Genomic DNA, 17,471 nt, shown 5'->3' on the forward strand with positions numbered 1-17,471 from the left:
CTTTCCAACGACAAGGTTCTGAATGCATCAGCAAGGTCAAGTGATCGACACCTATCTATTGCGGGTGTTGAAGACGTTGCTCGATGAGCGCAGCGTCACCCGGGCGGCAATCCAGCTGAATCAATCGCAACCCGCAGTCAGCGCGGCATTACGGCGACTGCGAGACGCGATTGGTGACCCGTTGTTCGTGCGTGGAAAATCGGGCGTGGTTCCAACTGAGTACGCTTTGGAGCTATTGGAGCCTGCCCGCCGGGCGTTAGGCGAGATAGAGAAAATTACAATTCAGCGGGCGACTTTCTCGCCGTCTGATTGCGTTCGGTGCTTTCGTATCGGCTGCCCCGATTACCTTAGCGCATCGTTCATGCCCGATATGGTCAGGATTCTCAGGCGCGAAGCGCCTGCGGCTTCGCTGGAACTCGTTTCTCCGGGACTGTCGTTCGACGTTGAATCTGCGATCGAAAAAGGAGCAATGGATCTTGTCGTAGGAACCTGGCCCGCACCGCCAAAACAGCTTCGTCGGGCCATCTTGTTGAGTGACGAAGTCGTGTGCCTGGTTGGCGACTGCCATCCTTTGGCAAAGCGGGGGGGAATCACTGTTGAGGACTATGAGCAGGCGGCTCATATCGCCCAATCACCTTATTCGGCAGGGCCGCAAAGCGTGATCGATGTACATCTTGCCAAGGAAAAGTTAAGGCGGAAGCTTGTGATCAAGCTTCCCCATTTCAATCTGGCACCCTATGCACTGGTGAACTCGGATCTCATCTTTACTACGACCCGCCTGTTCGCAGAGCACTTCGCACGACTGCTTCCGTTGAAGGTGCTTCATTCGCCAATCGTCTTCCCTTCAGTTGACTATCATCATTTTTGGCATGAGCGCAGTCACTATCCGGATGAAGTGCGATGGTTGCGTGGGATATTGAAAAAGGCGATGAAACGTCAGACCGTTGTCAGGTTATTAGGTCGGCAGCCGGGTAACAAGGGACGATGAAGAAACCGAAATCACTCAAACACGGCCACGGTTTCCCGGCCGGGTCATAAGCTGCGCAGAGCGCGGGTACTGCGCTTCTAGTTGAGCCTGCGCGACATACGAGACGATCAGCGCCGATGCGAGAAATTCGGCAACGGCTTTGTCCACCAAGTAGAAGCCCCGCGCCGAAAGCGGTGCAGTACGTGGCATGTTGATGAGACGTGCATCGCTTGACGCGGAGAACCGTACTTTGTGATGCACGTTTCGGTAGCTCGCGGAGGTCCAAGTCCCGATAGCGGAACAGCCAGGTCTTGGTACGTTCGGCTGGACCCGCAAGGTGAGCCCGTTTCCGTCCGCGAGAAGATAGGGACGGCCGCGTGCTTTGGCGGCACGGAACACCAACTCTGACTTCGGTTCGACGCGTCTGGGCATGGGTTTGCCCTCGAATCTGGTATACGCAACGGTATGCGCAAAAATCGCCGATGCCAGTGGAACGCACAGGAACTGCAGGCAACAAAAAACCCCGTAAGACTTTGATCTTACGGGGTTTCTCGGACTTCTTCGGCTTGAGTTGGAACTAAGCCGGAACAACTGTTGGTGCCCAGGAGAGGACTCGAACCTCCACGGTGTTGCCACCGCTAGGACCTGAACCTAGTGCGTCTACCAATTCCGCCACCTGGGCACGTCTTCAAGCTAGATCAATATTTTAGCGTGATGATGCAGCGTGTCAATCCCTGCATGCAAACAAACTACCGCTTCACCCACCGCCCGGTTGTGCCATGCAGCGAAGCAAAACTTCACTGCTTATTCACGCCAACTCAGGCTGACACAACCGTCCTGCCAGCCACATGATCCGATCGAAAAAATCAGAACCGCATCACATAGCTTCACACAAAAAGTAAAGCCGCCCGGAGGCGGCTTTACTTTTGAATCTGGTGCCCAAGAGAGGACTCGAACCTCCACAGTGTTGCCACCGCTAGGACCTGAACCTAGTGCGTCTACCAATTTCGCCACCTGGGCAGGTGATGAACAGCGAAGAACGCCATTATAGCGACAGATTCAGGGCTGTCAAGCGTTTCTCAAAAGTCGCTTCAACATCGCCGCAGCGAGCCTGCGGGCGGCTCACAGCGATTATTGCCGGGCCGCTTGGCGCGCAAGACGGGTGTTAGAATGCCTCGCAGTAGTTCGTTGGCACGGTGCACACGCCCGTCGGACTCAGACTTGAACGAGCCGGACCCGAGCAGTCATTCCAGTGCAATCGCAAGTGCAACTTAAGCGCAACCTGAACGCTTCTTAAGCCGAGCCACATCGCCGACCGACGTCCATGCAACGAGAAAAAATCATCGACAAGCCCTTGAGCAAATTTCCTTATCCGATCCCAAGCCGCGAAGAAATCCTGGGCGTCCTGCGCACGAGTGAAGCGCCGCTTGCCGCGAACGACATCGCCGAAGCCCTGTCGATCAAACGCCAGGAGCGCGAAGGATTTTTCAAGCGCCTGGGCGCCATGGAGCGCGACGGCCAGATCCGGCTCGATCAGCGCAATCTCTATCAACTGACCCATCCGTCGAACTTTGTCGCGGGCCGCGTGCAGGGCCATCGCGACGGCTACGGTTTTCTCATTCGCGACGACGGTCAGGACGATCTGTTCCTGCCCACCGGCGAAATGCAGAAGGTCATGCACAACGATCGGGTGCTCGCGCGCATCGTCGGCTATGACCGGCGCGGTCGTCCGGAAGGGCATGTCGTCGAAGTCACGGATCGCGCCAACAAGCGCGTGATCGGCCGCCTGCTCAACGAGAACGGCGCGCTGATCGTCGCGCCTGAAGACAAGCGCATTGGCCACGACATTCTGATCCAGCAGAACACCAAGAAGGCCAAGGTCGGCCAGGTGGTGGTGGTCGAGCTGACCGATTTCCCGAGCCGTCATTCGCAGCCGCTTGGCCGCGTGGTAGAAGTGCTGGGCGATATCGACGACCCTGGCATGGAAATCGAAATCGCGGTGCGCAAATACGGCGTGCCGCACGAATTCAGCCAGGCTGCGCTCGACGAAGCCGCCAAGCTGCCCGACGAAGTCCGTCCGGTCGACGCGCGTCATCGCATCGACCTGCGCGACGTGCCGCTCGTCACGATCGACGGCGAAGATGCCCGCGACTTCGACGACGCAGTCTATTGCGAGCCGGTTCAGGTCGGCCGCGGCGAAGGTTTCCGCCTGATCGTCGCGATCGCGGACGTCTCGCACTATGTGCATCCGAAGAGCGGGCTCGACGCGGACGCGCTCGAACGCAGCACCTCGGTGTACTTTCCGCGCCGCGTGATTCCGATGCTGCCGGAGAAACTGTCGAACGGACTGTGCTCGCTGAATCCGCATGTCGATCGTTGCGTGCTGGTGTGCGACATGATCGTCACCGCACGCGGCGAAGTGAAGGCGTATCAGTTCTATCCCGGCGTGATCAATTCCGCCGCGCGCCTGACCTATACCGAAGTCGCCGCGGTGCTGAAGAACACCAAGGGTCCGGAAGCGGCACGCCGCGCCGCCTTGCTGCCGCAACTGCAGAATCTTTACGGCGTCTACAAGTCGTTGTTCGCCGCGCGCCAGAAGCGCGGCGCGATCGACTTCGATACGACTGAGACATACATCGTCTGCAATGCGCAGGGCAAGATCGAGCAGATCGTGCCGCGCACCCGTAACGACGCACACAAGCTGATCGAGGAATGCATGCTGGCCGCGAACGTCTGCGCGGCCGACTTCCTCAAGCGCAACAAGCATCCGGGCCTGTACCGCGTGCACGCCGGACCGACCGTCGAGAAGCTCGAGAATCTGCGCACGTTCCTGCGCGGCATGGGGCTTTCGCTCGGCGGCGGCGATAAGCCGCATGCGAGCGACTACGCGGCGCTGATGGCGCAAATCCGCGAACGGCCCGACGCGCAGATGATGCAAACCATGCTTTTGCGTTCGATGCAGCAGGCTGTCTACAGCCCGGACAACATCGGCCACTTCGGTCTCGCGTACGAAGCCTATGCTCACTTCACGAGTCCGATTCGCCGCTATCCCGATCTGCTGACGCACCGCGCGATCTACGCGATCCTGCAAGGCCGCAAATATCAGCCGGAAGCGCCGCACGGCGTCGAGTTGAATACGGCGCTTTCGCCGCGCGCCCGCGCGATGCAGCAAGCCGACGACGAAAAGCGTGGCCGCCAGCGTTCGAACAACGTGGCGATCTGGGAAGAGCTCGGCCTGCATTGCTCGGCTAACGAACGCCGCGCGGACGAAGCATCGCGCGACGTCGAAGCGTGGCTCAAGTGCTACTTCATGCGTGACAAGCTCGGTGAAGAGTACGGCGGCATGGTGAGCGGTGTGACGTCGTTCGGCATTTTCGTGCAGCTCGACTCGCTCTTCATCGAAGGTCTCGTGCACGTCACTGAACTGGGCTCGGACTACTTCCAGTACGACGAAATCAAGAACGAGTTGCGCGGCGAACGCACCGGCATTCGCTACCGCCTGTCGGATCGCGTGCGGGTGCAGGTGAGCCGCGTCGATCTCGATGCGCGCAAGATCGACTTCCGCCTCGTGCGCGATACGCCGATCAAGCCGCCGGTGAATCGGCCGGCTCTCGCCGACAAGGCATCAGCCGAAAGCGGCGGCGCACGCGTGCGTTCGTTGCCGCCGGTGGAAGGCGGGCCAGGCGGCGCGGCGGCAGGTGCGGGGGGACGGCGCAAGAAGGCCGCGCCGGCGCAAACCGCGGCCGTCAAGGAAGCGCGCGCGGCACGCGGCGCGGCGAAGAAGCATGGCGGGGCTCCGGCCAAGCCGGCATCGAAACCGCAGGCCCGCAAGAAGCGCTGAAGTCGCATAACGGCTTGAACCGCGCGCATCGGGTACGTTGATACGTACCGGGTGCGCGCGGTCTTCGTTTCATCGTGATCAAGTCAGGTGCCGAAGCGGGTGCCTAAGCAACACGGCAACACAGCAGGCAGCAAAGCAAGCAAGCTCGTATTCATCACAGCAGCGCGCGTTTCAAGGCGCGCTCAATCAAAGGTTTTTCAGTCATGTCACGTCTCAAGGTTCTATACGGTTTCCACGCAGTGACCGCACGCATGCGGCACGACGCGTCGACGGTCGAAGAGGTTTACTACGACGCCACGCGCAAAGACCGTCGCATGACCGAGTTCCTGCACGTAGCGAAAGAAGCCGGCGTGCGTCTGATTGCCGCCGACGAAACGCGTCTGTGGGGTCTCGCGCATACCGAGCGTCACCAGGGCGTGGTCGCGCGTGCGACCGACATGCCGCTCGCGCAGAATCTGGCCGAACTGCTCGACGGCATTAACGGTTCGCCGTTGATTCTGGTGCTGGACGGCGTGACCGATCCGCACAATCTCGGCGCTTGCCTGCGCGTGGCCGATGCGGCCGGCGCGCACGCGGTGATCGTGCCGCGCGACCGCGCGGTGGGTTTGAACGCGACGGCCGCGAAGGTGGCGAGCGGCGCAGCCGATACCGTGCCGTACATCACCGTCACGAATCTGGCGCGCGCGCTGCGTGAGTTGAAGGATGCGGGTGTGTGGGTGGTCGGTACCGCCGAAGAGGCGACCAAGAGCCTCTACGAGACCGAACTCGACGGTCCGGTCGCGCTGGTGATGGGCGCCGAAGGCGAGGGCATGCGGCGCCTCACGCGCGAAACCTGCGACATGATCATGCAGATTCCGATGGCGGGTACGGTCGAAAGCCTGAACGTTTCCGTGGCGAGCGGTGTGTGCCTGTTCGAAGCGGTGCGTCAGCGGTCGGTGAAGAAGAAGTAAGCTGGCACCGTGTCAGCGCCACTCCGGTAAACTCATCGTTTTTACTGCTCGCCTGCATTTTCCATGACCCAAGACGAACTCAAACAACTGGTCGGCCAGGCCGCCGCCGACTATGTGAACGCCAACGTGCCGCAAGGCTCCGTGATCGGCGTCGGCACCGGCTCAACCGCGAACTGTTTCATCGACGCGCTGGCCGCCAGCAAGACCCGCTATCGCGGCGCGGTGTCGAGCTCCCTCGCCACTACCGCGCGTCTGCAGTCGCATGGTTTCAAGGTGCTCGATCTGAACGAAATCGACTCGCTGCCGGTGTATGTGGACGGTGCCGACGAGATCGACCATAGCGGCGCGATGATCAAGGGCGGCGGTGGCGCGCTGACGCGCGAGAAAATCGTCGCTTCGGTGTCGGACGTGTTCGTCTGCATTGCCGATGCGAGCAAGCTGGTCGACACGCTCGGCAACTTCCCGCTGCCGATCGAAGTCGTGCCGATGGCACGTACCGCGATCGGCCGTCGTGTGACGGCGCTCGGCGGCGTGCCGGTGGTGCGCGTGACCAAGGAAGGCATGCCGTTCATTACCGACAACGGCAACGAGATCATCGACGTCAAGGGTCTGCGCATCAGCGACCCGCGCACGCTGGAAATGCACATCAATGCATGGCCGGGTGTGGTGACGGCGGGCCTCTTCGCAGGCCGTGGCGCGAATCTGTGCATGCTCGGCACGGATACGGGCGTCGAGACGATCGAATACAGCAAGAGCTGACCGCAGCGCTTTTGCCGTGACGCGCGAGCCTGCTTTGGCGGGCTCGCGCTTCTGCATTGAACCCGCACCAAACCTCAACTAGCCCTAGCGCGCGGCTTGCCCGATCGCCTGCGTCATCTTCTGCAAATACTGATCCACTGAGAACTCGTTTTGCGCATCGGCAAGCGCCTGATCCGCGAGACGCTGCGCCATTGCCGGATCGGCGCGCAATGCGCCTATTGCATCAGCCAGCGCGGCCACGTCCCCCGGTTTCACCAGCCAGCCATTGCGCTGATGCCGCACGATCTCGGTCACGCCGCCCGCGGCCGCGGCGATGACCGGGCGCGCTGCCGCCATGCCTTCGACGATCACTCGCCCGAACGGCTCCGGCTCGGTCGATGTGTGCAGGATCACATCCATCGCTTTCATCCACGCGGGCACGTCGTCCTGAAAGCCGACGAAATGTACGCGATCCGCTACGCCCATCGTCCCGGCCTGCTCATGCAGACGCTGCGCGTACGCGTCCTCACCGAATAGCGGCGCGCCGACCAGCACCAGGTGCACGTCGGGCAGCCGCGCCATTGCCTCGAGCGCAATGTGCTGACCTTTCCACGGCGCGAGACGCCCGAACAAACCCGCGAGCCATGCATGCTCGGGCAGGCCCAGACTGCGGCGCAACGCGGCCATGTCGCTGCCGTCGATACGCTTGAACGCGCCGGCGTCGATACCGTTGTAGATGACCGGTACCAAGTCGGCCGCGATACCGGTCAGCGCCGTCAGCGATCGCTTCGATGCCTGCGAATTCGCTATCACCTGATCAACAGCGAAGCGCACCAGCCACTTGATGACGCTCAACTGCACGCGACCGAAATGCTCGCGCGTGAGGATGTCGTGCTGATACCAGATCACCGGTTTGCGATGGAGCGGTTTGCCGAGCGCACCGAGCACGAGTGCTTTTTGTGTGTTGAGAAACAGCACGTCGAATGTTTTGGCGCGCGCCGCGATCGCGCGAACCTGGCGCAGGATGCCTGGCACGACGCGCAGACAGTTCAATCCTGATGCTTGCCGAACGATGCCCGACACGCGCGCGTCGTTCAGCACCTGCACGCGAGCGCCGAGCGCTTCGAGGCGCCTGCGGAATGGGCCATCGGAAAGCAGCACGACTTCGCTGCGTGCGATGCAGCTTCCGGCCAGTTGCAGGAGCGCGAATTCGGCGCCACCGAGCTGTCCGCTCTGGTCGACGAATAGCACGCTCGGCATCGTCGGCGAGAGCGTTGCCGATGGCGCCGTTTGTACTGATGATACCGGCGCAGCAGATGCATCGATCCGAGCTGGCTGAACCAGGGGCAAAGAATGGGCGAGTGGAGAAGCGTCGATCGTCGGGCGCATAAAGTGCGAAGTCGGGCGAAGTGATTGAACACACCATTCGCAAGAGGCGAATAGCGAGTCCTCATTATTCGCGGACTGTCGCGCGTCGAATGTGGGCATACGCACGCAACGTAAATGATGTGGCACATACACTCGTTGCTATGGCCATGGGTCGTTTACTAATAGGTGGGGAGATCATGAAAGTGGCGATCGTGCACGACTGGCTCGTCGCACCCGGCGGCGCGGAGAAAGTGCTCGAACAGATCATCGAGTGCTTTCCCGATGCCGATCTCTTCAGCCTCGTCGATTTCCTCGAGGATCGCGGACCTATTGGCGGCAAACCCGTCACGACGTCGTTCATCCAGCACCTGCCGTTTGCGCGGCGTCGCTATCGCGCGTATCTGCCGTTGATGCCGCTGGCGATCGAGCAGTTCGATCTCTCGGGTTACGACCTCGTCATCACGAGTTCCTATGCGGTCGCCAAGGGTGTGCTGGTCGGCCCCGATCAGACGCACGTGAGCTACGTGCATTCGCCGATGCGCTACGCGTGGGATCTGCAACACCAGTATTTGCGCGAAGCGAAGCTGACGCGCGGGCCGAAGTCATGGGCCGTGCGTGCGTTGCTTCACTATCTGCGTGGCTGGGATTCGCACTCGGCGAACAGCGTCGACCGTCTGATCGCGAATTCGCAATTCGTTGCGCGACGCGTGATGAAGACTTACCGGCGCGATGCCGCGGTCATTCCGCCCCCCGTCGACGTGCACAAATTCGAACTGTGCACGCACAAGGACGACTTCTATCTGACCGCCTCGCGGATGGTGCCGTACAAGCGCATTGATCTGATCGTTGAAACCTTCAACGCGACGCCGCACCGCAAGCTGATCGTGATTGGCGATGGCCCCGAGATGGCGGCGATTCGCGCCAAGGCGGGTCCGAATGTGACGATCCTCGGCTATCAGCCGTTCAAGGTTCTCAAGGATCATCTGCAACGCGCGCGCGCCTTCGTGTTCGCCGCCGAAGAAGACTTCGGCATTGTCGCGCTCGAAGCGCAGGCGTGCGGCACGCCGGTCATTGCGTTCGGCAAGGGTGGGGCGCTCGAAACGGTGATACCGGTCGGCGAGGCGCATCCTACCGGCGTGTATTTCGGACGCCAAACAGTCGTGTCGATGCTCGACGCGATCGACCGCTTCGAACGGCAGCGTGACCAGATCACGCCGGCGGCATGCCGCGCGAATGCCGAGCGTTTTTCCGCGGCGGTTTTCCGGCGCGCCTTCATGGCCGAGGTGACGCGCACGATCGCGGCGTCGGGTTGGCGTCTGCGGGTCGCGGCGGTCGAGCGGATCGAACACGATCTGGTCGCTGAAGACCTCGCGTGGCCCGCCGAACGCGTGCAGGGCGGCAGTTGGGGACGCTGACGCCGGCGAGTTCGAGTGCAGCCGTGACACGGGTGGCGTGAGTTCGCGAAAGAGTCTCAAAGCACAATCGAATATCTCTTTATTCGCATATTGGGAACTTCTCGCTATGCGAATAAAATGGTTTTTGTCTTACTGCAGCAAGACGTCGCTAGCTGTTCGGACTATGCCATCCGGCTGGCTATCGGTGTCGATCCCATCCCTTTCGCCTTACAGGTAGAGCGTGCATGTTCAGTGCGCGTGTACGTGTGAGGAAATTCGATGCGGGTCATTTCGAAGAAAGTATTGCTGGACTTTATAAAGCGACATCCGGAGGCGCGCAGTGCGTTGTTGACGTGGTACTCACTGGCGCAGGCTTGCCTCGCGTATGGCTATAACGACCTGAAGCAGACGTTCGCGGGCGTGGACTACGTGCCACCGCAATACACCGTTTTCGATGTAGGCGGCAACCGGTTCCGGATCGTCGCGGCGATTCACTACAACAGGCAGTCGTTGTTCGTTCGTCATGTATTGACGCATGCGGAATACGACCTTTGGACGAGGAAGAATTTAAACTCATGAATGCCGATCGCCTTCCGGGAGCCTTTCCCGACATCGCTCAAACCTGGGCTGCACTGCAAAGCCAGTTGCCGATCACGCCTATTCGCAACGAGCAGGATTATCAGAAGATGGTGCGGCTCGCCAACGCGCTCGCCGATCACCTGAACGGTAACGAAGAGGATCCGCTGGCCGATCTGTTCGCGATCGTCACCGACCTGATCGAAAGCTGGGAAGCGCACAACGTGACGATCCCGAAAGCGGAGCCGCGGGAGGTGTTGCGGCATCTGCTGGAGACGCACGGGCTCAAGCAGAAGGATTTGATCGGTATCGCATCGCCCACCGTGGTGAGCGATATCCTCGCAGGCCGGCGCGCCATCAGCAAAAAGGTGGCGAAGGCGCTGGCCGTGCGTTTTCGTACCGACGTCAGCGCGTTTCTGTAAGAGCGGCACCGCAGAGCCGCGTTCTATACGCCTGAACCTCACACCAATGCAAAAGGGCTGTGCCTCGATCCGGCACAGCCCTTTTTCTTTGACCAGCCTTTAATCCGATCTATCGTGGTCCGTGAGTATCGAGCGGATCGCTGGCGGAGTAGGTGTACGCATACGCATAGTCGTACGTGCCGTTCTTGTTGTGGCTCTTGAGCGGCACCGCGTTCATCACGCCGCCCACTACCCGGGCTCGTGCGCGCCGCAGCTTCTTCAGCGCCTCGGCCACCTGGCCTTCTGTATGAGCGCCGGCCCGCATCACCAGCACCGTCGAACCGGCAATATGGGCAATCACCGCCGCATCGGCCACCGCCAGCAGTGGCGGGGTATCGACGATCACCAGATCGAACTCCTGCTCGAAGCGCGCGAGGATTTCACCGAAGCGCGCCGACGTCAGAATTTCCGAGGGATTCGGCGGATAAGCGCCCGTTGCGATGAAGTGCAAGCCATCTACGCCCGTAGCGCGAGCGGCGACTTCAAGATCAACCTGCCCCGTCAGCAGTTCGGTCAGGCCACCATTGGGTGAGCGGCCGAGATACTGCGCGAGGCGGCCGCGCCGCAGATCGGCATCGATCAGCAGCACGCGTTTGCCCGATTCCGCAATCAGTGCAGCCAGATTGGCGCACAGAAAGCTTTTGCCGTCCGAGGGTGCCGGGCTTGTGATCGCCACGATGCGGTTGGGCGCATCGATCAGGCCGAATTGCAGCGTGGCGCGCAATCCGCGCAGGCTCTCCACCGTTGAGTCGTACGGATGAGTCTTCACCAGCAGCGGCCGCATGGGTGTCTTGTGCGACGCAACGACAGTTTGCGTACCGACCTGCACCCTGTCGTGGCGATCCGCCGCCGAACCAGGCCGAAGCATTCGCGTCATGCCCGACGACTGCGCTGACACTTCGGTCGGCGTTGACCTTGGGTTGGGCAGCGCAGCGGCGCGCGCTGCGCTCAGCTGCCGGTCGCTACGTGCCTGTTCTGGGCTGAAGGCGATCGAGCCAAAGATCGGCAACTGGAAACGTCGCTCGACGAACTCGGGATCGGCCACGCCGGTAAAGAACGTGCGACGGCAGAACGCGAACAGAATGCCCGCGATGATGCCGAGCAGCGTGCCAGCCGAAATGATCAGAACAGACTTGGGCCGCACCGGCTGGGACGGCAGCAAGGCTTCGTCGATGATATGCACGTTGCCGATCGTACCGGCACGCGAAATCGACAGCTCCTGGGTTTTGTTCAGCAGCGCCACATAGATTTCCTCGGCAACTTTCGCGTCGCGTTGCAAGGAGAGGGCATTGCGTTCGGAGCTCGGCAGCGTGCTGAAGTGATCTTCGAAACGAGCCTTTTCGCGCGACATCGCGGCCAGTTGCGCGTCCACCTGCTGCACCTCCGGGCTCTCTTCAGTGAAGCGCTGCAGTAGTTGCGCGCGCTGGATGCGTAACGTTGCAATCTGCTTTTCGTAGTCGAGGCCACCGGCGAGATAGACGCCTGCTTCCTGAGTCGGCTGGAACGAACCGGCCTTCGACTGATACTCCGACAACGCGGTCTCGGTTTTTTTCACCTCGGCGCGCAGACGTGGCAATTCGCTATTCAGGAAGCTCAGCATGTGGCTCGCTTCTTCCTGCGCGCGTTCGGTGCGTTGCGCCAGATACGACGCCGCCACCGCATTGGTGATCGCGGTGATCGCATGCGGATCGGGGCCCATGTATGACAATTGAACGACGCCGGTGTCCCGTCCTTTTTCGCCTACCTGCAATCCGGACGAAAGCCCGGCGACCGCGTCCAGCTGGTTGAAGCGCGTCACGTAGAACTCGGTGCCGGGACGGGCCACCAGTGTTTTGACGAACAGCGTGACATCGCTGCCGCTTGCCTGCTGACCCGCCACGCCGGTGAGAATCTGCGTTCCGAACGAGTCAGTCACTTCATACCGGCCGTAATCGAGCACCCGTAGTGTCAGGCGCGCGCCTTCCAGCGATTTCGGCACCGTAATCGATCCGACCTCGAATTCCTCACCGCCCCACGCATACGAATTCATGCCGAACGCGGCGCCGAGCGGCCGGCCCGGATGCGCGAACCACGACGAAATCTTGCCGAGCACCGGCATGGTCTTCGCAGACGTGCTGAAGTTCAGCTTGAACTGCTCGACCACCGGCTCGACCACCGCGCGGCTCTTGATGATTTCGATTTCCGCGTCGGTGCGCATCGGGCCAATCGACGGCATAAGCGACAGCGCGCTCTGACTTTGCGAACCGATGCCGTTGGTCTGTGCGTCGACCTGAAGCAGCGCGTCGGCGGAATAGATCGGCGTGGCAATCTTCGTATAGATCACCGCAGCGAGAATCACGCAGCCGGCAATGCCGATCACCCACCAGATCTGATCCATGATCATGCGCAGCAAGTCGCGCATCACCGCATCCTCGTCGCTGCTGGGCGCTGGTCCATGGTCCAGCATGTCGTACGTACTCATAGAGATACTCCGTCGCGAGTGTTTTTTTACCGGCCCAACTGCACCGTGTAGAAGATGGACTGCAGGGTCGGCGTGATCTGTTCGAGTGCACGGTTAAAGCGTGCCGCGCTCGAGACCTGCACATACACCACATCCTTCGGCTGTAGTTCGAACTTGGTCATCAGCATCAACGCGTCGACCTGCGTCATGTCGAGCTGATAGACGTCGGGCGTGAGCGTCTTGTCAGCGCCGCGCACCACGTACACAAAGCGTGGATCGCCGGTTTTGACATCGAGGCTGCCGGCGCCCGTGAGTGCATCGGCGAGCGTCAGGCGGCCGCGGTTCATCGGCAGCGAGGTCGGCTTGTTCACTTCGCCCAGTACGAAGACGCGGCTATTCGAGCGATCCGGCACGTCGATGATGTCGCCGTCTTTCAGCAAAACGTTCTGTTGCGGATCGCCAGTTTCGAGCAGGGATGCGACATCGACCGTGTAGCGCTTGCCGTCGCGGGTTACGCCGACGTTCTGCAGATCGGCGTCGGGCAGCGCGCCGCCCGCGCGATTGATCGCATCGAGCACGGTCAGCGGCGTATCGGTAATCGCTTCGGAGGCGGGCGTGCGCAGATTGCCGGTCACCTGCACCGACTGGCTGTTGAAGCCCGACACGCGCACGTCGAGCTGAGGATTACGAATCGTCCTCGAGAGCCCCTTCGTCAGCGATTCCTGGACATGTTGCGCGGTCATGCCGAGCACCTTGATGCGGCCAACGCGCGGAAAGAAGATCGTGCCGTTATTGGCGACCCGCACGGTTAGTCCACCTTCTCCGCCGCCCGTTAGCGCCGGCGCGATCGGTGTCGCGCCTTGCGTCTGCGTGGGGCCAGGCGAAGGTGTTGAGCCGCTGCTGGTAGAGGGAAGCGGGGGCATATTTACGCCCGCGCCGCCACCGGTCAGTTCCGGGTGATCCCAGACGATGATGCTCAACTGGTCGCCGATGCCGAGCCGGTAGTCGTAAGCGCCGCGCGTCGTTGCTGTCAGGCACGACAGCGGGCAGATGGCCGGTACGGCGGCGGCGCGTTGCTGGCGAAAATACCCGACGTCGATCGTGTGCACTGGAAACTTCTCAGCGGTTTGCTCCGGCGGAGCAGGCGGCTCCAGCCGCTTGGTGTCGAGATAGGGTCCGGGCGCCAGTGAACAGGCACATAGAGATGCGGCCGCGAGCCCTGCGGCAATCGTTTTCATAGTCATTTTGGTGGTCCCTCGCGTGAAGTAGCGCGCTGATCGATCAGCGCGCCGCCTCCTGCCATGCCCCGCGCATTGCGCGTAAACCCACTCTCCATTTGCGAAGCGCGAGTGCCACGCCGCCGCGCTCGAATGCCAACGACAATGCGCGCAGGAACCCCGGGTCCGCGCGATCGCCGATCAGCGTCGAGTAAACGACGAACGCCCATCGGCCGAATGGCGTCAGGTATTCGCACATGATGAGTCGGAGATTAAATGACGCGTTATAGAAAGCGGCGTCGTTAAATGTGAAGCGCTGGTCTTCGTCGCTGCGTTGGGCCGGGAAGTGCTCCACCAGCAGCGACGGGTCATAAATCAGGGTCCAGCCGCGCCGTTGCACGTCCAGACTGAAGGCCATCTCGCAGTGAACCTGCGCGCCGGTGCCGCGCAAACGGGCGTCGAAGCGCAGCGTGCCGATCGCCTTGCGGCGAAACGCCATGTTGACGCCCTTGAGCACCTGCACTTCGCGAGCCGCGCCGTGACCGATATGATGATTGCCAATGGTCCGGCCGTACCAGCGCACGAGGCCTACGCGCGGCTTCTGCCCCTCAAGAATGCCATTGCGTTCATGCACGATGTCGCGTCCACCCAGGCCGCCGAGTGCCGGATCGTTTTCGAACGCGCGGGCGATCCGCGCGATCCAGTCGGAATGCGGTGCGGCGTCGTCGTCGGTGAAGCAGAGCACGTCGCCGCTCGCGCTGTCGACGCCGAGGTTGTAGGCCGCGACCACGCCCGGCTTGTGCACCAGCACGATCCAGCGGCGCGGGTCGGGCCGGTTCGTTTCGCGCGTGCGCAGCCAGTCGAGTGTCGCGTAATCGTCGTGGCGTGCGACCACGATGACTTCGTCGGCGCGGCGCTCCTGCGCGTCGAGTGCCGCGAGGCAGCGTGCGAGATCTGCGGTGCGCCGGTACGTCGGCACGATCACGGAGATTTTCACAAACGGTTCCCGGAGTGGCATGGTCAGAATGCGTTGCGGCCGACGAAACCCTTGAAGATCGTGACGAACACGATTTTCATGTCGAACCAGAACGACCAGTTATGGATGTAGAAGAGATCGAACTTGACACGCGTCTCCATCTTTTCGACCTTGGTGGTGGCACCGCGATAGCCGTTCACCTGCGCCCAGCCGGTAATACCCGGCTTGATCCGGTAGCGGTTCATATAGCCGTACACCTGATCCTTGTAGAGATCGTCGTGTTCGACTGCATGGGGACGCGGACCGACCACCGACATCTGGCCGAGCAGCACGTTCAGGAATTGCGGCAGTTCGTCGAGACTGGTGCGGCGCATGAAGCCGCCGAGTTTCGTGATGCGCACGTCATTGCGCGCGGCCTGCGTGAGCTGGCCGTGCGCTTCGTGGTGCACGGTCATCGAACGGAACTTGTAGATCGCGAACGGCTGGCCGTCCACGCCTTTGCGGGTCTGGCGGAAGAACACCGGCCCTGGCGAGCTCAGCTTGATGGCGATCGCGAGCACGATGAACACGGGCGCGAGCGCCAGCAGCGCGGCCGCCGCGAACAGGCGGTCGAAAATCAGCTTCGGCCACATCTGCGGCGGCGAGACGGGCGTGGCGCTCAGATTGAGCGTCGGTAAACCGACGACATCCACCAGCGCGTGGTTGAACAGCGAGAGGCTGCGTACATCGGGGATGAAGCGCAAGTTCACGAAGTCATGTCTGAACATACGCGTGAAGCGATAGATCATATGTTCTTCCGAAAGCGGCAACGCGAGCCACACTTCGTTCACGTGTTCTTCGCGCACCTTGGCGGCGAACGCATTCAGATCGGTCAGCACCGGCAGGCGATTGAGGCGCGCACCGTACGTGCCGGCCGCTTCGATACTGGTGTCGAAGACGCAGACAGGCCTGAAGCCGGCTTGCGGCGCACGGTCCAGATGGGCAAGCAGCGTGCGCGAGAAACCAGGCGCGCCCACGATCGCGACCGTGCGGAAGTTCATGCCGCGCCGGCGCACGCTGCGCAAGGCCACATGCACGAAGCACTTGGTGAGGATGATCAGGGCGCCGGAGATCAGCGTCGAGTAACCGAACCACAGCCGCGAAACAGCGTCCATGCGGTGCAAGGTGAACGCCAGCACGAGGGCGGTGGCGACCACCACCAGCCACGCGGCGGCAACTCTCAACAGCATGGCAGGCAGCGCCTTGCCGCGCCACGTTTCATAGACGCCGAAGCCGGGAAACATCAGCAGCACGAGCACGCAGTTGAAGGCAATCAGAAGCCGCTCGGTGTCCGACAATGCAATCGGCGTCGAAAAGCGCATCCCGTGAGCGAGCAGCCCCCCCGCAATCACAAAGAGTGCGTCGAGACATCGCGCAGTATTCCTGAACATGATGATCTACCTTGTAATCGAACGATGCAGCCTTTGGTTGACTGCTTACTCGACCGTTTCAGCCTGACGCAGGCGGGGCAGCAGGCGGTCGAATTCGCGCTTGACGAGGCCGTAGCATTCGCAGGCGCGGGCTTCGAGACCTTTGCGATCGAGGATCCTGATGTGGCCGCGGCTGTGATGAATCAGGCCTTCGTCGTGCAACTTGCCGGCTGCTTCAGTGATGCCTTCGCGGCGTACGCCGAGCATGTCGGCGATCAGTTGCTGGGTGACCGTCAGTTCGTTCGATGCCACGCGGTCCACTTCGATCAGCAACCACCGGCACAACTGCTTGTTCAGCGCGTGGTGGCGATTGCAGGCGGCGGTTTGCGCGACCTGCGTGAGCAGAGCGTGCATGTACAGCAGCATCAGGCGGCGCAGGAAGTCCGAGCGTGCGAATTGCTGCTTGAGCGCCTGTGCGCTCATCCGGTAGGCGAAGCCGGCGCATTGCACCTGTACGCGATTCGGCATGGTCTCGCCGCCGGTCAGCACCGGCACGCCGGTCATGCCTTCGCGACCGACCGCGGCGATTTCGACGGAGCTGCCGTCTTCCATCGTCGAGAGCATCGAGATGATCGCCGTGGTCGGGAAGTAGACGTGATGGATGCGTTGACCTGAATCGCACAGCAACTGCTCGGTGCGCAGATGAACCAGTTCGAGATGAGGGGCAAGAGCTTGCCATTCGTGTGACGGCAATGCGCCGAGCAAATGGTTGCCGTGCAGATCTGATTGAAGTGTCAACATGATCGGTCCTCGCTGAAGCCGCGCGCTGCGTGACTTCGTGTTTTTGATCCGATGCCCGCATCCTTGAATAAACGACGTGCTGCTTGGCGAGCAGCGAGGGATGAACAGGAACGGCCCCGTATTGGCCTGATGCGTCGCAGCGGTCTTTGTAGATTTCGTTGCGGCGACGCGATGTTGCACTTTCTCTTTAGCGAGGAGCGTGCCAACCATAGGGGAAACGAGTGCTGGTGCGGCGCAGCGAAGAAAGCCCTGGCGGTGCGCGAAGCCAAACGTGGCTTTTTGTTTCAATTCTGTACAACGCCTGCTTAACGCGCACCTCGTTTGACGGGTATT

Annotated in this window: 13 protein-coding genes and 2 tRNA genes; 7 read left to right on the forward strand and 8 right to left on the reverse strand. The window is 61.4% G+C overall.

Annotation, left to right across the window (positions count from 1 at the left end; translation table 11 throughout):
- Window positions 1-22: 22 nt before the first annotated feature.
- Window positions 23-988, forward strand: a complete 966-nt coding sequence (locus PQQ52_RS13295) for a LysR family transcriptional regulator (protein ID WP_408211526.1) — start codon at window positions 23-25, stop codon at window positions 986-988.
- Window positions 989-1,562: 574 nt separating this feature from the next.
- Here the strand turns inward: PQQ52_RS13295 and PQQ52_RS13300 are convergent.
- Window positions 1,563-1,649, reverse strand: a tRNA-Leu gene (locus PQQ52_RS13300).
- Between the two features lie 251 nt (window positions 1,650-1,900).
- A tRNA-Leu gene (locus PQQ52_RS13305) sits at window positions 1,901-1,987 on the reverse strand.
- A gap of 304 nt (window positions 1,988-2,291) precedes the next feature.
- Here PQQ52_RS13305 and rnr point away from each other — a divergent pair.
- The 3 genes from rnr to rpiA all read left to right on the forward strand — a co-directional run bounded on the left by rnr (window position 2,292) and on the right by rpiA (window position 6,517).
- Window positions 2,292-4,808 carry a ribonuclease R gene (gene rnr, locus PQQ52_RS13310; RefSeq protein ID WP_408211529.1) on the forward strand — a complete coding sequence of 839 codons (2,517 nt, stop codon included), beginning with the start codon at window positions 2,292-2,294 and terminating at the stop codon, window positions 4,806-4,808.
- Between the two features lie 203 nt (window positions 4,809-5,011).
- On the forward strand, window positions 5,012-5,758 hold the full coding sequence (gene rlmB, locus PQQ52_RS13315; RefSeq protein WP_408211532.1) for a 23S rRNA (guanosine(2251)-2'-O)-methyltransferase RlmB: 747 nt from the start codon (window positions 5,012-5,014) through the stop codon (window positions 5,756-5,758).
- A 63-nt stretch (window positions 5,759-5,821) separates the two neighbouring features.
- Window positions 5,822-6,517, forward strand: a complete 696-nt coding sequence (gene rpiA / locus PQQ52_RS13320) for a ribose-5-phosphate isomerase RpiA (RefSeq protein WP_408211535.1) — start codon at window positions 5,822-5,824, stop codon at window positions 6,515-6,517.
- Window positions 6,518-6,601: 84 nt separating this feature from the next.
- Here the strand turns inward: rpiA and PQQ52_RS13325 are convergent, their stop codons facing one another.
- Window positions 6,602-7,756 carry a glycosyltransferase family 4 protein gene (locus tag PQQ52_RS13325; protein ID WP_408211537.1) on the reverse strand — a complete coding sequence of 385 codons (1,155 nt, stop codon included), beginning with the start codon at window positions 7,754-7,756 and terminating at the stop codon, window positions 6,602-6,604.
- A gap of 305 nt (window positions 7,757-8,061) precedes the next feature.
- Between PQQ52_RS13325 and PQQ52_RS13330 the strand changes: the two genes are divergently transcribed.
- The 3 genes from PQQ52_RS13330 to PQQ52_RS13340 all read left to right on the forward strand — a co-directional run bounded on the left by PQQ52_RS13330 (window position 8,062) and on the right by PQQ52_RS13340 (window position 10,256).
- Complete coding sequence (locus PQQ52_RS13330) at window positions 8,062-9,279, forward strand: glycosyltransferase family 4 protein (protein ID WP_408211540.1); 1,218 nt, start codon at window positions 8,062-8,064, stop codon at window positions 9,277-9,279.
- Between the two features lie 258 nt (window positions 9,280-9,537).
- On the forward strand, window positions 9,538-9,837 hold the full coding sequence (locus PQQ52_RS13335) for a type II toxin-antitoxin system HigB family toxin (RefSeq protein WP_408211542.1): 300 nt from the start codon (window positions 9,538-9,540) through the stop codon (window positions 9,835-9,837).
- The gene (locus PQQ52_RS13340) at window positions 9,834-10,256 is read left to right on the forward strand and encodes a helix-turn-helix domain-containing protein (protein ID WP_408211543.1); all 423 of its coding nucleotides are present in this window, start codon (window positions 9,834-9,836) and stop codon (window positions 10,254-10,256) included. Before PQQ52_RS13335 ends, PQQ52_RS13340 begins: the two co-directional genes overlap by 4 nt.
- A 109-nt stretch (window positions 10,257-10,365) precedes the next feature.
- Here the strand turns inward: PQQ52_RS13340 and PQQ52_RS13345 are convergent, their stop codons facing one another.
- From PQQ52_RS13345 to PQQ52_RS13365, 5 genes are read right to left on the reverse strand one after another with little or no spacing between them, the layout of a single operon-like run.
- Complete coding sequence (locus PQQ52_RS13345) at window positions 10,366-12,756, reverse strand: polysaccharide biosynthesis tyrosine autokinase (RefSeq protein ID WP_408211545.1); 2,391 nt, start codon at window positions 12,754-12,756, stop codon at window positions 10,366-10,368.
- Window positions 12,757-12,782: 26 nt separating this feature from the next.
- Window positions 12,783-13,979: a polysaccharide biosynthesis/export family protein gene (locus PQQ52_RS13350; protein ID WP_408211548.1), complete on the reverse strand. Its 1,197-nt coding sequence runs from the start codon at window positions 13,977-13,979 to the stop codon at window positions 12,783-12,785.
- Window positions 13,980-14,016: 37 nt separating this feature from the next.
- Entirely contained in the window at window positions 14,017-14,970 is a 954-nt protein-coding gene (locus tag PQQ52_RS13355; RefSeq protein WP_408211551.1) for a glycosyltransferase family 2 protein, read from the reverse strand.
- 2 nt (window positions 14,971-14,972) lie between these two features.
- Complete coding sequence (locus PQQ52_RS13360) at window positions 14,973-16,358, reverse strand: undecaprenyl-phosphate glucose phosphotransferase (protein WP_408211553.1); 1,386 nt, start codon at window positions 16,356-16,358, stop codon at window positions 14,973-14,975.
- Window positions 16,359-16,403: 45 nt separating this feature from the next.
- Complete coding sequence (locus PQQ52_RS13365) at window positions 16,404-17,138, reverse strand: Crp/Fnr family transcriptional regulator (protein ID WP_325044668.1); 735 nt, start codon at window positions 17,136-17,138, stop codon at window positions 16,404-16,406.
- Between the last annotated feature and the right edge of the window lie 333 nt (window positions 17,139-17,471).

The organism is Paraburkholderia sediminicola, from assembly GCF_046030555.1.
Lineage (GTDB): Bacteria > Pseudomonadota > Gammaproteobacteria > Burkholderiales > Burkholderiaceae > Paraburkholderia > Paraburkholderia sediminicola_E.

What these genes read in the sequence shown, in the direction of transcription:
- PQQ52_RS13295 (WP_408211526.1), top strand. Translation starts at nt 23, where the DNA reads ATGCATCAGCAAGGTCAAGTGATCGACACCTATCTATTGCGGGTGTTG.
- rnr (WP_408211529.1), top strand. Translation starts at nt 2,292, where the DNA reads ATGCAACGAGAAAAAATCATCGACAAGCCCTTGAGCAAATTTCCTTAT.
- rlmB (WP_408211532.1), top strand. Translation starts at nt 5,012, where the DNA reads ATGTCACGTCTCAAGGTTCTATACGGTTTCCACGCAGTGACCGCACGC.
- rpiA (WP_408211535.1), top strand. Translation starts at nt 5,822, where the DNA reads ATGACCCAAGACGAACTCAAACAACTGGTCGGCCAGGCCGCCGCCGAC.
- PQQ52_RS13325 (WP_408211537.1), bottom strand. Translation starts at nt 7,756, where the DNA reads ATGCCGAGCGTGCTATTCGTCGACCAGAGCGGACAGCTCGGTGGCGCC.
- PQQ52_RS13330 (WP_408211540.1), top strand. Translation starts at nt 8,062, where the DNA reads ATGAAAGTGGCGATCGTGCACGACTGGCTCGTCGCACCCGGCGGCGCG.
- PQQ52_RS13335 (WP_408211542.1), top strand. Translation starts at nt 9,538, where the DNA reads ATGCGGGTCATTTCGAAGAAAGTATTGCTGGACTTTATAAAGCGACAT.
- PQQ52_RS13340 (WP_408211543.1), top strand. Translation starts at nt 9,834, where the DNA reads ATGAATGCCGATCGCCTTCCGGGAGCCTTTCCCGACATCGCTCAAACC.
- PQQ52_RS13345 (WP_408211545.1), bottom strand. Translation starts at nt 12,756, where the DNA reads ATGAGTACGTACGACATGCTGGACCATGGACCAGCGCCCAGCAGCGAC.
- PQQ52_RS13350 (WP_408211548.1), bottom strand. Translation starts at nt 13,979, where the DNA reads ATGACTATGAAAACGATTGCCGCAGGGCTCGCGGCCGCATCTCTATGT.
- PQQ52_RS13355 (WP_408211551.1), bottom strand. Translation starts at nt 14,970, where the DNA reads ATGCCACTCCGGGAACCGTTTGTGAAAATCTCCGTGATCGTGCCGACG.
- PQQ52_RS13360 (WP_408211553.1), bottom strand. Translation starts at nt 16,358, where the DNA reads ATGTTCAGGAATACTGCGCGATGTCTCGACGCACTCTTTGTGATTGCG.
- PQQ52_RS13365 (WP_325044668.1), bottom strand. Translation starts at nt 17,138, where the DNA reads ATGTTGACACTTCAATCAGATCTGCACGGCAACCATTTGCTCGGCGCA.